Source organism: Roseovarius tibetensis (assembly GCF_050896375.1).
GTDB lineage: Bacteria > Pseudomonadota > Alphaproteobacteria > Rhodobacterales > Rhodobacteraceae > Roseovarius > Roseovarius tibetensis.
Map to the genome: position 1 here is coordinate 1 of NZ_JBPBBB010000006.1, position 13,520 is coordinate 13,520.

The 13,520-nt window shown below is 64.5% G+C and carries 15 protein-coding genes and 1 tRNA gene; 4 read left to right on the forward strand and 12 right to left on the reverse strand.

What is annotated here, in order from left to right; translation table 11 throughout:
- The 3 genes from ACROSR_RS05985 to ACROSR_RS05995 form a co-directional block, all read right to left on the reverse strand.
- Positions 1 to 620 (reverse strand): GTP-binding protein (locus ACROSR_RS05985; RefSeq protein WP_432683067.1); only part of this gene is annotated, 620 nt, incomplete at its 3' end.
- A gap of 102 nt (positions 621 to 722) precedes the next feature.
- The gene (locus ACROSR_RS05990; protein WP_432683069.1) at positions 723 to 1,370 is read right to left on the reverse strand and encodes a hypothetical protein; all 648 of its coding nucleotides are present in this window, start codon (positions 1,368 to 1,370) and stop codon (positions 723 to 725) included.
- 115 nt (positions 1,371 to 1,485) lie between these two features.
- Complete coding sequence (locus tag ACROSR_RS05995; RefSeq protein WP_432683071.1) at positions 1,486 to 2,361, reverse strand: 3-hydroxybutyryl-CoA dehydrogenase; 876 nt, start codon at positions 2,359 to 2,361, stop codon at positions 1,486 to 1,488.
- A gap of 162 nt (positions 2,362 to 2,523) precedes the next feature.
- On the opposite strand from ACROSR_RS05995, the gene ACROSR_RS06000 reads away from it, so the two are divergent.
- Entirely contained in the window at positions 2,524 to 3,363 is an 840-nt protein-coding gene (locus ACROSR_RS06000) for a DUF6473 family protein (RefSeq protein WP_432683073.1), read from the forward strand.
- Between the two features lie 58 nt (positions 3,364 to 3,421).
- Here the strand turns inward: ACROSR_RS06000 and ACROSR_RS06005 are convergent, their stop codons facing one another.
- The 5 genes from ACROSR_RS06005 to ACROSR_RS06025 form a co-directional block, all read right to left on the reverse strand.
- Positions 3,422 to 4,348, reverse strand: a complete 927-nt coding sequence (locus ACROSR_RS06005; protein WP_432683075.1) for an electron transfer flavoprotein subunit alpha/FixB family protein — start codon at positions 4,346 to 4,348, stop codon at positions 3,422 to 3,424.
- Complete coding sequence (locus ACROSR_RS06010; protein WP_432683077.1) at positions 4,348 to 5,106, reverse strand: electron transfer flavoprotein subunit beta/FixA family protein; 759 nt, start codon at positions 5,104 to 5,106, stop codon at positions 4,348 to 4,350. Before ACROSR_RS06010 ends, ACROSR_RS06005 begins: the two co-directional genes overlap by 1 nt.
- 414 nt (positions 5,107 to 5,520) lie before the next feature.
- Positions 5,521 to 6,093: a cob(I)yrinic acid a,c-diamide adenosyltransferase gene (locus ACROSR_RS06015; RefSeq protein ID WP_432683079.1), complete on the reverse strand. Its 573-nt coding sequence runs from the start codon at positions 6,091 to 6,093 to the stop codon at positions 5,521 to 5,523.
- 4 nt (positions 6,094 to 6,097) lie between these two features.
- Positions 6,098 to 6,304, reverse strand: a complete 207-nt coding sequence (locus ACROSR_RS06020; protein ID WP_432683081.1) for a twin transmembrane helix small protein — start codon at positions 6,302 to 6,304, stop codon at positions 6,098 to 6,100.
- A 90-nt stretch (positions 6,305 to 6,394) separates the two neighbouring features.
- Positions 6,395 to 7,222: an SDR family NAD(P)-dependent oxidoreductase gene (locus tag ACROSR_RS06025; RefSeq protein ID WP_432683083.1), complete on the reverse strand. Its 828-nt coding sequence runs from the start codon at positions 7,220 to 7,222 to the stop codon at positions 6,395 to 6,397.
- A 111-nt stretch (positions 7,223 to 7,333) separates the two neighbouring features.
- Between ACROSR_RS06025 and ACROSR_RS06030 the strand changes: the two genes are divergently transcribed.
- Complete coding sequence (locus ACROSR_RS06030) at positions 7,334 to 9,640, forward strand: DNA topoisomerase IV subunit A (protein ID WP_432683085.1); 2,307 nt, start codon at positions 7,334 to 7,336, stop codon at positions 9,638 to 9,640.
- 18 nt (positions 9,641 to 9,658) lie between these two features.
- Here the strand turns inward: ACROSR_RS06030 and ACROSR_RS06035 are convergent, their stop codons facing one another.
- Complete coding sequence (locus tag ACROSR_RS06035; protein WP_432683087.1) at positions 9,659 to 10,108, reverse strand: hypothetical protein; 450 nt, start codon at positions 10,106 to 10,108, stop codon at positions 9,659 to 9,661.
- Positions 10,105 to 10,953 carry a matrixin family metalloprotease gene (locus ACROSR_RS06040; RefSeq protein ID WP_432683089.1) on the reverse strand — a complete coding sequence of 283 codons (849 nt, stop codon included), beginning with the start codon at positions 10,951 to 10,953 and terminating at the stop codon, positions 10,105 to 10,107. Before ACROSR_RS06040 ends, ACROSR_RS06035 begins: the two co-directional genes overlap by 4 nt.
- Before the next feature lie 347 nt (positions 10,954 to 11,300).
- Between ACROSR_RS06040 and glmM the strand changes: the two genes are divergently transcribed.
- Positions 11,301 to 12,641: a phosphoglucosamine mutase gene (gene glmM / locus ACROSR_RS06045; protein WP_432683091.1), complete on the forward strand. Its 1,341-nt coding sequence runs from the start codon at positions 11,301 to 11,303 to the stop codon at positions 12,639 to 12,641.
- A gap of 142 nt (positions 12,642 to 12,783) precedes the next feature.
- On the opposite strand, the gene ACROSR_RS06050 is transcribed toward glmM, so the two are convergent.
- Positions 12,784 to 13,080, reverse strand: coding sequence for a DUF6538 domain-containing protein (locus tag ACROSR_RS06050; RefSeq protein WP_432683093.1), 297 nt, complete (start codon positions 13,078 to 13,080; stop codon positions 12,784 to 12,786).
- Between the two features lie 90 nt (positions 13,081 to 13,170).
- Positions 13,171 to 13,245: transfer RNA gene (locus ACROSR_RS06055), tRNA-Thr, on the reverse strand.
- Between the two features lie 87 nt (positions 13,246 to 13,332).
- Here ACROSR_RS06055 and ACROSR_RS06060 point away from each other — a divergent pair.
- On the forward strand, positions 13,333 to 13,518 hold the full coding sequence (locus tag ACROSR_RS06060) for a hypothetical protein (RefSeq protein WP_432683095.1): 186 nt from the start codon (positions 13,333 to 13,335) through the stop codon (positions 13,516 to 13,518).
- The last annotated feature ends 2 nt before the right edge of the window (positions 13,519 to 13,520 follow it).

Genomic DNA, 13,520 nt, shown 5'->3' on the forward strand with positions numbered 1-13,520 from the left:
GGCTGGTCGATCGCGCGCTCGGGCGTCGGAATCCAGTCATCGACCGCCGCCATCAGCTCGCGGATCTTCTCTTCGCCAATCTCGGGGTTGTTGCCCTCCATCGCCGCAAGCGCGCTGCCCGCGATGATCGGGATGTCGTCGCCCGCGAAATCGTAGCTGCTCAGCAGCTCGCGGATCTCCATCTCGACAAGCTCCAGAAGCTCGGGGTCGTCGACCTGGTCGACCTTGTTCATGAACACCACCAGCGCCGGAACGCCGACCTGGCGCGCCAGCAGGATGTGCTCGCGCGTCTGCGGCATCGGGCCATCGGCGGCGTTCACCACCAGGATCGCGCCGTCCATCTGAGCGGCACCCGTGATCATGTTCTTCACGTAGTCGGCGTGGCCCGGGCAATCCACGTGCGCGTAGTGACGGTTCTCGGTCTCGTACTCGACATGCGCCGTCGAGATCGTGATCCCCCGCGCCTTCTCCTCGGGCGCACCGTCAATCTGGTCATACGCCCGGAAATCGCCGAAATACTTCGTGATCGCCGCCGTCAGCGTCGTCTTGCCGTGGTCAACATGACCAACCGTGCCAATGTTCACATGCGGTTTCGAACGATCAAACTTTTGCTTCGCCATCTTGCGGGGGACCTTGTCAGTTGGGGGGCCGGCATGGCCCGTTCAGTGCTCCGCGCGCGGTTTATTAAGGTCGCACGGGAAAATCAAGCCATAGGTTGCGCATCATCGCGTGGCCGATTGCCCGGCCTCGTCCGTCACTGCCGGGATTTGCGACGTACCCGACCCGCGTGGGCCGGATCGCGCCGATTTCGGTTTTCGAGAGGCGGGCACGCCATCATCCTCGAACCAGCCAAGCGTATCATTCTGGCGCTTGAGCCATGTCTCGATCTGCTTCGCGGCGTTGAGGCTGAGATTTTCGAGTTGGGTCTCTCGGCTCTGGGTCAGCCCGGACCCGATGACAGTCGCGGGGGACACGGTCTCGACCACCGTGACCATGTGCGGCTCCGGGTTGAGCTTGGCCCCGGCCGCATCGTCCCACACCGTGACGTTGAGTATGAGCGCCGATTTCGGCGCGGCGACAAGCGGTATGCCGGGCACTGCCAGCACGTACCCTTCAAGACTGACCCCAAGGTGATACAGCTTCCCGCCTTGATACCTGGAAAAACGATCGGCCATCGCATCGGTCATGGCCGCGACCCATTCCCGCTCGGTGGCTTCGCGCGATGCGGGCCCCTTGGTGAGATTGGGGGCGACGACGACATTATGGCCCAACTGGAAATTGCCCAGGTAGGCGGGCTGCCGATCCAGATCATGGGGATTGGTGCAGGCGACAATGGTCAGCAGGCCCAACAGGGCAAGGAAACGCGGCATTCGGGATTGACCTCGACGGAAGCAGGTCCCGGCTCGATAGCGCAACACCCGACCCCGCGCAATCGCATAGCCGATTCGCGGGTCGATCCGGCACCGGCCGAAACGGCGCGACACGTCACCGCGTCGGGACAGGTGTGTCGCCGCGATAGTCGTAAAAGCCGCGTCCGGTCTTGCGACCCAGCCAGCCCGCTTCGACATATTTGGTTAGCAACGGACAGGGCCGGTACTTGGTATCCGCGAGCCCGTCATGCAGCACGTTCATGATCGCCAGACAGGTATCCAGACCGATGAAATCCGCAAGCGCGAGCGGACCCATCGGATGGTTGGCCCCCAGCTTCAGCGACTGGTCGATGGACTGCACGTTGCCCACGCCTTCATACAGCGTGTAAACTGCCTCGTTGATCATCGGCATCAGGATGCGGTTGACGATGAAGCCCGGGAAATCCTCTGCGCTGGCCGCCGTCTTGCCCAGCTTGTCCACCACGGCACGACAGCCATCGAAGGTTTCCTTGTCGGTGGCGATGCCGCGGATAAGCTCGACAAGGCTCATCACCGGAACCGGGTTCATGAAGTGGAAGCCCATGAATTTCTCGGGCCGGTCGGTGCGGCTTGCCAGACGGGTGATCGAGATCGACGAGGTGTTCGAGGTCAGGATCGTGTGCGGTGCCAGATGCGGCAGCAAGTCGTCGAAAATCTGCTGCTTGACGGTCTCGCGTTCGGTCGCGGCCTCGATCACCAGGTCGCTCGGTCCGAGATCGGTCAGGGTCTGTGTCGTCGCGATGCGTGCAAGCGCCCCGTCCATCTCGTCCTGGCCGATCTTCTCGCGGCTGACCTGACGCTCCATGTTCTTGCGGATGGCCGCCATCGCCTTTTCCAGCGCCTCGGCGCTGATGTCGGTGAGTGCCACCTCGTACCCGGCAAGCGCCATCACATGGGCGATCCCGTTGCCCATCTGCCCTGCGCCGACAACGCCGATTGTCTTGATGTCCATGACCGCGATCCTCGTCATTATGCGGCGTCACCATAGGCCCCGGCGCGGCCCTGCCGCAAGGGCCACGGATACGGAAACTTGTCGGCGAATTCGACGGTTAAGCGATCGTAAGTGAAATTCGGATTATCTCCACTACGTGTATATCCGAATGAGGGTCGGCATATGGCATTCAAACATCCGGGGCCCTACGCCCCCGGCCATCCGCCGGTGCGGTATGGCACATCGAAACTGACATTTCGTGGCCCCGAACGCGATCTGTCTGGCAGGTACATCGCGTGTCTGGGCGGCACGGAAACCCGTGGGGCTGACATCGACGCGCCCTGGCCGACGATACTCGAGGACGGTCTTGGCCTGCCTTGCGTGAATTTCGGCTGGCCCAATGCGGGGCCCGACGCCTTCCTGAACGACGACGGGATCATGACGCTTGCGAACGGTGCGGATGCGGTGATCTTGCAGATCCTGCCCACGATGAACCTGTCGAACCCATACTATACGGTCCATCCGCGCAGAAACGACCGTTTTCTGTGCGGCACGGCAAAGCTGCGCACCCTATACCCCGATGTCGATTTCACAGAGTTTCATTTCACCCGACACATGATGCGACGGCTTTCGACACTGGCGCCCGACCGCTTCGCGCAGTTGCGGCAGGCATTGCAGGATGTCTGGATAGCCCGGATGCAGGCCCTTCTGGCGCGCATCGCCCCCCCGGTCGTGCTGTTGTGGTTCGGCAATCACCCCCCCGGCGACGGCACCTTATCGGCGGAGATTTCGGATGACCCTGCCTTTGTCAGCCGCGACATGCTGCAAGCGGTGCGTCCCGGTGCGGACCAGGTTGTCGAGGTGGTGATCAGCCCCGACGCGCGCGCCGAAAACACACCGCGCCCCGTCAACCCATCGACAAAGGAGGGTGCAGACAGCGCGCGACTGCCCGGACCGCTTGCGCATCGCGAAGCCGCCCGCGCGCTGTTGCCCGCAGTGCAGACAGTGCTGCCGCTGTCATGAAAAGACCCGCGCCGGTTTCCAGCGCGGGTCATCGGCGGCATGCCGCCGAACATAGGGGTCACAGCTTTTCGGTCAGCTCCGGCAACGCCTCGAACAGGTCCGCCACGAGGCCGTAATCGGCCACCTGAAAGATCGGCGCCTCTTCATCCTTGTTGATCGCAACGATGATCTTGCTGTCCTTCATGCCCGCGAGGTGCTGGATCGCGCCCGATATACCGACCGCGATGTACAGTTCGGGGGCCACCACCTTGCCGGTCTGACCGACCTGCCAGTCATTCGGCGCATAGCCCGAATCGACCGCGGCGCGCGACGCGCCCACGGCCGCGCCCAGCTTGTCCGCAAGTTTCTCGATCATCGCGAAATCATCTTGGCTGCCGACACCGCGACCGCCGGATACGACAACCCCGGCCGAGGTCAGGTCTGGCCGATCGCTTTCGGCGACCTTGTCCTCGACCCATTCCGACAGGCCCGGATTGTCGCCCACCGCGACGGTCTCGACGGGTGCGGCGTCCTGCGTGCCCGCCGCCTCGAACGTCGATGTCCGGAAGCTCACGACCTTCTTGGCATCCTTTGATTTCACCGTCTGGACGGCATTGCCGGCGTAGATCGGGCGTTCGAACGTGTCGGCATCCACCACGTCGGACGCGTCCGAGATCACCATCACATCCAGAAGCGCCGCAACTCGCGGCAGGATGTTCTTGGCATCCGTCGTAGCGGGCGCGACGATGTGATCGTAGGCGTCGGCCAGCGACACGATCAGCGCGGCGGTCGGTTCGGCCAGGCGATGACCCAGCGAAGCGTCCTCGGCGACAAGAACTTTCGCGACACCGGCGATCTTTGCCGCCGCATCGCCGGCTGCGGCCGCCTTGGCGCCGGCGCACAGCACGGTCACATCGCCCAGCTTGGCACAGGCCGAAACCGCCTTGGCGGTCGCGTCCATGTTCAGGTCGCCATCAGTGACCTCGGCAAGTAGAAGAACAGCCATCACACGGCCCCCGCTTCCTTGAGTTTCGACACGAGCTCGTCGACCGAGCCCACGATTTCGCCGGCCTTGCGCGCCTCGGGTTCGGCCGTGCCGGTCACCTCCAGGCGCGGGGTCACATCCACGCCGTAATCGGCGGCTGTCTTTTCATCCAGAGGCTTTTTCTTAGCCTTCATGATATTGGGCAGCGAGGCATAGCGCGGCTCGTTGAGGCGCAGATCGACCGTCACGATGGCCGGTGTCTTGACCCGAATCGTCTGCAGACCGCCATCGACCTCTCGCGTCACGAGGGCCGAGTCGCCGTCGATGTCCAGCTTCGAGGCGAAGGTCGCCTGCGACCAGCCCAGAAGCGCCGACAACATCTGCCCGGTCGCGTTCATGTCGTTGTCGATCGCCTGCTTTCCGCACAGCACCAGTCCGGGCTGTTCCTCCTCGACGATCTTGGCAAGGATCTTGGCAACCGACAGGGGTTCGATATCCGTCTGCGTCGTCTCGGCCGCAACGACGAGGATCGCGCGATCGGCCCCCATGGCAAGGGCGGTGCGCAGGGTCTCCTGCGCCTGCTTGACCCCGATGGAGACCGCGATCACCTCGTCGGCCTTGCCGGCCTCTTTCAGGCGGATCGCCTCTTCGACGGCGATCTCGTCGAACGGGTTCATCGACATCTTGACGTTGGCCAGATCGACACCGCTGCCATCCGCCTTGACGCGGACTTTCACGTTGTAGTCGATCACACGTTTGACAGGCACGAGCACCTTCATTGCATGGTCTCCCTTTGGTGGCGAAGGACCCACGAGGCCCTTCAGGCAATCAGTCTGGCGCCTTGATATCGGGGAACGCGCGGCGGAAACAGGGTAAAATCGTCACGCCAGGGTCCGGGGACGTCGCGTTTTCACCTCTGCGCCGGGTCCGCCGGTCGGAATGACGCGACGCCGCTTCAGGCGGCTTGCGGCCGAACGGGGTTCCAGCGCTCCGCCCTTCCGGTCGCCGGGCCGTCCACAGGACGCCCCGCCGCTTTCAGCGGTTCGCGCCCGGCCTACGGCCCGGGGCTCCGCCCTTCCGGTCGCCGGGCCGTCCGCAGGACGCCCCGCCGCTTTCAGCGGTTCGCGCCCGGCCTAAGGCCCGGGGCTCCGCCCTTCCGGTCGCCGGGCCGTCCGCAGGACGCCCCGCCGCTTTCAGCGGTTCGCGCCCGGAACCCACAACACGTCGGCGCGGCCGTTGTCATTGGCCATCCGCGAGGCGACGAAACACCAGTCACTCAACCGGTTTAGATAGCGCACCGCCGCCTCGTTGACATTTTCGAGCGCCGAAAGCTCTACCGTCAGACGTTCGGCACGCCGCGCCACGGTGCGGCACAGGTGCAGGCTGGCGGCCAGCGGGCTGCCGCCCGGCAGGATGAAACTGCGCAGCGGCTCCAGCTGCTGATTCATCGCGTCGATTTCCGCCTCGAGCCGGTCCACCTGCGAGGGCACCATGCGCAGCGGCGTGTACTCTGCCTCTGCATCGCGCTCCATGTCGGGGCGGCACAGATCCGCCCCCAGATCGAACAGATCATTCTGGATGCGCGCCAACGCCTCGTCGGTCTCGCCCGTCGCCTGAAGCCGTGCCAGCCCAAGCGTCGCGTTCAGCTCGTCGACGGTGCCATAGGCGGTCACGCGCGCCGAATGCTTTGCGACCCGCGTGCCGTTGCCCAGCGCGGTCTCGCCCGCGTCACCCGTGCGCGTATAGATCTTGTTGAGAACCACCATCGGTTCAGCCTCCTTGTCTGCGGAAATAGACGAATACGAGGATCAGCACCACCGCCACGAATTGCGCGATCAGCCGCCACCGCATGTACTTGTTGGCGCGCTTGGCATTGTCCACACCTTCCTTGCCGAAGGTGGAGATGCCGCGAATGAGGATGACCGCCACGACAACGCACGCCACCGCCGCGATGATGAATAACGGGTCTTGCAGCATGAAGGCTCCTTTCGGTGTCGGTGTCTTCGCCCATACCTAGGCGGGATGACATGAAAGGCGAAAGAGGAAATGTAACCTCTTGCGCGCCGGCTAACCCTTTTTCAGCACCCAATCCAGCGCGCGCGCAGGTAAGAGACGGCGCAATGTCGCCATGAGACGGGTGGGTGTCGTCACGTGGTAGCGCAACCTGGGGCGCGGGGCCTCGACCGCGTGAACAAGCGCCTTGGTCACGGCGGATGCCGGCCATTGCGGCCCCTTGCTGCTGCCCTTGTAGAGCGTATCCAGCAGGCTGGCGCGATATTCCTCGACGCGCGCCGAGCGTTCCCAGTCGATCCATTTCTCGAACTGCCGAATCGCGTTCTGCCGGAACGCCGTCTCGATCGGGCCCGGATCGATGATCACGACCTTTATCCCCGACCCCGCCAGTTCCAGCCGCATGGCGTCGCTCAACCCCTCCAGCGCGAATTTCGTCGCCACATAGGCGCCGCGCCATTTCATCGCCACGAGACCCAGCACCGACGAGCACTGCACGATGCGCCCAGACCCTTGCGCGCGCATCACCGGGATCACCCGCCGCGTCAGCTCGTGCCAGCCGATCAGGTTGGCCTGGAAGATCGCCCGCATCGCGTCGGCGGGCACATCCTCGACCGGGCCGGGAATCGCGTAGGCGCCGTTGTTGAACAGCACGTCCAGGCGCCCGTCCGTGGCCTCCAGCACCTGCGCGAGGCCCGACGCGATGCTCGCCTCGTCCTCGTAGTCGATGCGCGGGGCCTCGAATCCGTCGGCCTGCAAACGCGCGCAATCCTCGGCCTTGCGGCAACTGGCAAAGACCCGCCAGCCACGCGCCCGCAAGGTATGCGCCGCGTCAAGGCCGATACCCGACGAACAGCCGGTGATGAGGATGATCCTGTCGCCCATGCTCGCGTTCTGGCCCGCCCGCATCGGCGATGCAAGCCCCGACGCGCTCGGTCCGGTTGGGCGGGCGATCACCGCTTTACGTGGCCGGGCCGGATCAGTATCACCAGATCCATGAGCGATACAGTCGACGACCCCAACATGCTGCCCCAGGCCACGTCAGAGCCGTTGCGCCACGCCATCGGCGGGCGGTATCTGACCTATGCGCTCTCGACCATCATGCACCGCGCCCTGCCCGACGCCCGCGACGGCCTGAAACCGGTGCATCGACGTATCCTCTTTGCGATGCGCGAACTCAGGCTGTCGAGCACCGGCGGCTACCGCAAATCCGCCAAGATCTCGGGCGACGTGATGGGCAATTATCACCCGCATGGCGATGCCGCGATCTACGATGCGATGGCCCGCCTCGCGCAGGATTTCGCGGTGCGTTACCCGCTTGTCGACGGGCAAGGCAATTTCGGCAATATCGACGGCGACAACCCCGCCGCCCCGCGCTACACCGAGGCGCGGATGACCGTCTTCGCCGAGGCGCTGCTGGACGGGCTGGCCGAGGACGCGGTCGATTACCGCGACAATTACGACGGCACGCTGCGCGAACCCGTGGTGCTACCGGCGAGTTATCCCAACCTGCTGGCCAACGGATCGTCGGGAATCGCCGTGGGCATGGCCACCAACATCCCGCCGCACAACATCGCCGAATTGATCGATGCCTGCCTGCACCTGATCAAGTCGCCCGATGCGCGCGACGACACGCTGATGAACCACGTCCCCGGCCCCGATTTCCCGACCGGCGGCGTCATCGTGGAACCGGCTGAAAGCATAGCGCAGGCCTACCGCACCGGGCGGGGCGCCTTCCGGCTGCGCTGCAGGTGGGAGATCGAGGATCTGGGGCGCGGCCAGTGGCAGATCGTGGTCACCGAAATCCCCTACCAGGTTCAGAAATCCAAGCTGATCGAGCGGATCGCGGATCTGATTCAGACGCGCAAGGTGCCGATCCTCGCCGATGTGCGCGACGAAAGCACCGACGACGTGCGCCTGATCCTCGAGCCGCGCTCGAAGAACGTCGATGCCGACGCGCTGATGGGGCTGATGTATCGCAATTCGGACCTCGAACTGCGCTTTTCGCTCAACATGAACGTTCTGATCGACGGGGTCACGCCACGCGTCTGTTCACTGAAAGAGGTGTTGCGCGCCTTTCTCGACTTCCGCCGCGATGTCCTGCTGCGCCGGTCACGGCACCGGATGGAAAAGATCGATCACCGGCTGGAGGTGCTCGAAGGGCTGATCGTCGCGTTCCTGAACCTCGACCGGGTGATCGAGATCATCCGCTACGACGACGCCCCCAAGGCCGCGTTGATGCGCGAGAGATGGGACCGGACGTTCGAGCGTGCGACGTCCGAGGCCGATTACGTGTCCCCGCCCGCCTCGGACACGCCGGGTCTGTCGGAGGTGCAGACCGAGGCGATCCTCAACATGCGCCTGCGCTCCTTGCGGCGGCTCGAGGAAATGGAATTGCGCGCCGAACGCGACACCCTGATGGAGGAACGCGCGGGGCTCGAGGATCTGCTCGACGACGTCTCGCGGCAATGGTCTGCCGTGTCCGACCAACTAAAGGCGGTCAAGAAGACCTTCGGCACCTCCCACCCCATCGGCGCCCGCCGCACCGGTTTCGCCAAGGCCGGACGCGCCGAGGACGTGCCGATAGAGGCGATGATCGACCGCGAGCCGATCACCGTGGTCTGCAGCCAGATGGGCTGGATTCGCGCGCTGACCGGGCATATCGACCTGAACCGCGCGCTGAAGTTCAAGGATGGCGACGGCCCGCGCTTCATGTTCCATGCCGAGACGACCGACCGGCTGTTGGTCCTGGGCAGCAACGGGCGGGTCTACACGCTGTCGGCGGCCAATCTGCCAGGCGGGCGCGGCATGGGCGAGCCGCTGCGCCTGATGGTCGATCTGCCCAACGAGGCCGACATCGTCGAGTTGATGATCCACAAGCCCGGCCGCAAGCTGCTGGTCGCATCAACGGCGGGCGACGGCTTTATCGTGGCCGAGGACGAGATCGTGGCACAGACACGGGGCGGCAAACAGGTGCTGAACCTGCGCGCGCCCGCCAGCGCCCGCGTCTGCCGGCCGGTGGACGGCGATCACGTGGCCTGCGTGGGCGAGAACCGCAAGCTGCTGGTCTTCGGCCTCGACGAGTTGCCGGAACTGACCCGCGGCAAAGGCGTGCGGTTGCAGAAATACAAGGATGGCGGGCTGTCGGACGCGATCACCTTCCGCCGTGCCGCCGGGCTGACATGGCGCGATCCGGCCGGGCGCACGCGCACCGTCACCGACCTTGCCGAATGGACGGGCAAACGTGCAGGTTCGGGTCGCATGGCGCCGCGCGGATTCCCGCGCGACAACCGCTTTACCTGATCCGGGACCGCGCCGCCCTCAGTCCCGCAAGGCCCCGAGCGCACGCATGATTTCGTCCATCTCGGCGGCGGGCACAAAGCGCTGTGGCGTATCGGCCAGGTAGACCCGACCCGACGGGGTCGGCAGCGCGCGCAGGAACCACAGACCCGAGGTGCCTTCGACATACGGGATATCGTCACTGCCGATCGGCCCGCCCTGCGCCGGCACCGCCAGCGGCACGGTGTCGCCGTCCACCTTGCCAGCGATCACACGGTCGATCACCAGCGGCACGACATCCTTGCCGGGAACGTCATGGACCGGGCCCGGCGCGGCAGCCGCAACGCGACCGGTGACGATCAGGTCCGAGCTCGCCTGCAACTCGGCGATGGACTGACGTGCCACCATCGTGCGCGCCTCTGTCGATGCAAATGCCATGCAAAGGGCCAGCGTGCATGCCAGCCCATGCACGACACGGGGCACCACGCTCATGCGACCGGCGCCACCGCGCCGCGACGCTTGCGCCGCAGCCCAAGCCCGCCCAGCAAGGCAAGGACACTGCCGAGCAAGGGCAGCGCGGATGGCAGCGGCACCGGTGCCATGGCAGCCGCCCCATAAAGCGCCTGCGCGCCTGCGATGTCATCGTCGCGCAGACCGCGAAAGGATTCGGTGTAGAACGGGTTCATCAGTGCGGTTTCACAGGGGGTGTCATTGCCGCTGTCGCCGCATTCATGTGCCAGACCGATGGCATGACCGATCTCGTGCGCGGCGATCTGGAAAATATCGAAGCCCGACCCGCCGAACCCGATCTTCCAATTTTCATCAGGGTCGAAATGAATATCACCGGCGGCGGGGCCGCCGTTCTGGGGTGGATAGAAGCCATGCGCCAGAACGCCGCCAGCCCCATCGAACGCATGCCCCGCGATCCGGATATCCACGGCTGCCGCCCCGCTGGCCTGCCAGTCGACCCCGGGATCGGTCACCTCGCTGAAGGTAATGTCGGCCACACTCTGCCACACGTCGAAGGCGGCCACGATCTCGGCCTTGTATCCTACAGGCATGAAGTCCGACAGGGCGACAGAGGCGTCCACGAGAGTCCCACCGTCGCTGGACGTGCCGTCCACCCGAAGCCCCGAGGACATGAAACTGTAGGTGACCGACGCGCCGGTGCCAAGCGCCGGGTCCCCCCATTTACCGGGCTCTGTGGGGCCAAGAACGAAATCCCCGCTCAGCGGCGTATCGCTTTGCGGGTCGATCGTGAGCGCGCAGACGGGTCCGCCCAGGACCAGGACAAGCCCGGCAGTCAGAACCAATGTCGAGCCATGGTGCTTGGTCATTCGTTTTCCTTCTTCAAGATCGGGTCGAACGCGTTTTAAAGAAACCACCAAGGACCGCAACGCTGCTACCCGGCCAATGACGATGCGACAGGCATTTGCTTGTCAGAGTCCGAGCTACCTTGATACGTGTATTATGACATCACAATCAACTTCAAGTTACTTACAGGCAATGGGCAATCTCACGCCGCCCTGCGTATGTCCCACGCCGGGCTCGACGGCAGCATTGTGATTGTCGCGGCCGGCAACACCGCGCTGGTCCGGGGAAATGGACAGGGCGGTCGCATCGCGCTATGGCGCAGGGGCCGGAGTGTCCGCCGGTCACGATGAGAACGCAGGAGACCTTTCGCATGAGCAGGAAACTTTTCGGCACCGACGGTGTGCGCGGACAGGCCAATACGTGGCCGATGACCGCCGACATGGCGCTGCGCCTCGGCGCGGCGGCCGGGCGGTATTTCCGGCAGGACAAGCAAGAGCACCGCGTGGTCATCGGCAAGGACACGCGACGGTCCGGTTACATGCTGGAATATGCGCTGACCGCCGGCTTCACCTCGACCGGCATGAACGTCTTTCTGCTGGGGCCGGTCCCGACCCCGGCAATCGGGTATCTGACGCATTCCCTGCGTGCGGATGTCGGCGTGATGATCTCGGCCAGCCACAACCCGGCCTCGGATAACGGGATCAAGCTTTTCGGCCCGGATGGCTTCAAGCTGAGCGACGAGGCCGAAGCGGCGATCGAAAAACTGCTTGAAGACGGTGTGACCCTGTCGGAGCCCGACTTCATCGGGCGGGCACGGCGTGTGGATGACGCGCGCGGACGCTACGTGGAATACGCCAAGACGACCTTTCCCCATCGTCGTCGGCTCGACGGCCTGCGCATCGTCTTGGACTGCGCGAACGGGGCGGCGTACCGGACCGCCCCCGAGGTTCTGTGGGAACTCGGGGCCGAGGTGATCCCGATGGGGGTAGAGCCCAACGGCTTCAACATCAACCTCGATTGCGGCTCCACCCGCCCCGAGGCCGCGGCGCGCAAGGTGCTGGACACCCGCGCGGACCTGGGCATCTGTCTCGACGGGGATGCAGATCGCGTCGTCCTGATCGACGAGGAGGGTCGCGTGGCCGACGGCGATCAGTTCATGGCCCTGATCGCAACACGCTGGGCCCGCGAAGGCCGGCTTGCCGGGGATACCCTCGTGGCGACGGTGATGTCCAATCTCGGGCTGGAACGGTATCTCGAAACACAAGGCATCGCGCTCAAGCGTACGCCGGTGGGCGACCGGCACGTGGTCGAGGCGATGCGCGCGGGCGGGCACAATCTGGGTGGCGAGCAATCGGGCCATATCGTGATGACCGACTACGCCACCACCGGCGACGGCCTGATCGGTGCTCTGCAATTCCTCGCCGCGATGGTCGAGACCGGGCAGAAGGCAAGCAGCCTGTCGCAGATCTTCGAGCCCGTGCCCCAGCAACTGATCAACATCCGGTACGCCAAGGGAAAGGCCCCGCTCGATACGGATGTGGTCCAGACCGCGATGGCCGAGGCCGAGCGGGACCTCGGCGGCGACGGGCGCCTGCTGATCCGCGAGTCGGGGACCGAACCGTTGATCCGCGTGATGGCAGAGGCGCTGGACCCGGCGGTACTGAGCCGCGTGATGGACAAGATCGTGGGCGCGGTACGACAGGAAAGTTGAGACGGCCTAACAGGCAGACTGTCGCGCAGGGCCTGTTCCAAGCCGTCAGGCAATTAGGAACGTTACGGCCAAGCGCTTGGTCGAAGGTGATCGCGGCTTGCGTATCATGATCATCAGGTGGCTTTGCCACCTCGAGGGTAGGTCAGTTTTGAATGCGGATTGAGCTGCAAGCGGCGCAGAAACGCTCGATCTGCACACCGAGAAGATTGGCCGGGCCGGTCTTCGGCTTGCCTGCACCGGCCTTTTGTTCGGCAAGGGCGATCTGGTGTTGAATCTGGGCCACCGCACCGGGCAACAGCTTGAGCGCCTGCTTGTAGTCGCCACCCAACGGGGTGCGCAGCTCGGTCGTGCCGACGATTCTGCGCAAGTCTTTCGGCACCACCAGCCTGGCGTGGTAGCGCCCGTTGCGGTTCACCATGTTCCTGATCTTGCCTGCCATGCCGATGACCCTTTGTAACCAAAACTGTAACCACAGAATGGGCAAAGGCCCTTGTTTGCAAGGGGTTTGTTTGATTTCAAAGGGATAGGATGGTGCTGCTGGAGAGAATCGAACTCTCGACCTCTCCCTTACCAAGGGAGTGCTCTACCTCTGAGCTACAGCAGCCAATATCGAGATGCTGGTTAGACACTTAACAAAAGGCGTGCAAGGGGGAACTGGACGGTTTTTCGTCACTGCTGTAAGACAGCGCCGATGGACAGGAGAACCACACCCAAGACGCGGGCTGATACGGGCCGGAGCCGCGAGGACCGGCTCAAATCGGCATTGAAGGCCAATCTTGCAAGGCGTAAGGCGCAGATGCGCGCGCGGGGCGACAGCGATGAGGGTCGCGATGGCCCGGTCGACACGCCCACCGATACCGACACGGACAAGGAATAGCG

Coding starts and splice junctions, on each gene's coding strand:
- ACROSR_RS06010 (WP_432683077.1), bottom strand. CDS start 5,106: ATGAAGGTGCTCGTGCCTGTCAAACGTGTGATCGACTACAACGTGAAA.
- ACROSR_RS06040 (WP_432683089.1), bottom strand. CDS start 10,953: ATGACCAAGCACCATGGCTCGACATTGGTTCTGACTGCCGGGCTTGTC.
- ACROSR_RS06035 (WP_432683087.1), bottom strand. CDS start 10,108: ATGAGCGTGGTGCCCCGTGTCGTGCATGGGCTGGCATGCACGCTGGCC.
- ACROSR_RS05995 (WP_432683071.1), bottom strand. CDS start 2,361: ATGGACATCAAGACAATCGGCGTTGTCGGCGCAGGGCAGATGGGCAAC.
- ACROSR_RS06005 (WP_432683075.1), bottom strand. CDS start 4,348: ATGGCTGTTCTTCTACTTGCCGAGGTCACTGATGGCGACCTGAACATG.
- ACROSR_RS06025 (WP_432683083.1), bottom strand. CDS start 7,222: ATGGGCGACAGGATCATCCTCATCACCGGCTGTTCGTCGGGTATCGGC.
- ACROSR_RS06020 (WP_432683081.1), bottom strand. CDS start 6,304: ATGCTGCAAGACCCGTTATTCATCATCGCGGCGGTGGCGTGCGTTGTC.
- ACROSR_RS06000 (WP_432683073.1), top strand. CDS start 2,524: ATGGCATTCAAACATCCGGGGCCCTACGCCCCCGGCCATCCGCCGGTG.
- ACROSR_RS06060 (WP_432683095.1), top strand. CDS start 13,333: ATGGACAGGAGAACCACACCCAAGACGCGGGCTGATACGGGCCGGAGC.
- ACROSR_RS06050 (WP_432683093.1), bottom strand. CDS start 13,080: ATGGCAGGCAAGATCAGGAACATGGTGAACCGCAACGGGCGCTACCAC.
- glmM (WP_432683091.1), top strand. CDS start 11,301: ATGAGCAGGAAACTTTTCGGCACCGACGGTGTGCGCGGACAGGCCAAT.
- ACROSR_RS06030 (WP_432683085.1), top strand. CDS start 7,334: ATGAGCGATACAGTCGACGACCCCAACATGCTGCCCCAGGCCACGTCA.
- ACROSR_RS05990 (WP_432683069.1), bottom strand. CDS start 1,370: ATGCCGCGTTTCCTTGCCCTGTTGGGCCTGCTGACCATTGTCGCCTGC.
- ACROSR_RS06015 (WP_432683079.1), bottom strand. CDS start 6,093: ATGGTGGTTCTCAACAAGATCTATACGCGCACGGGTGACGCGGGCGAG.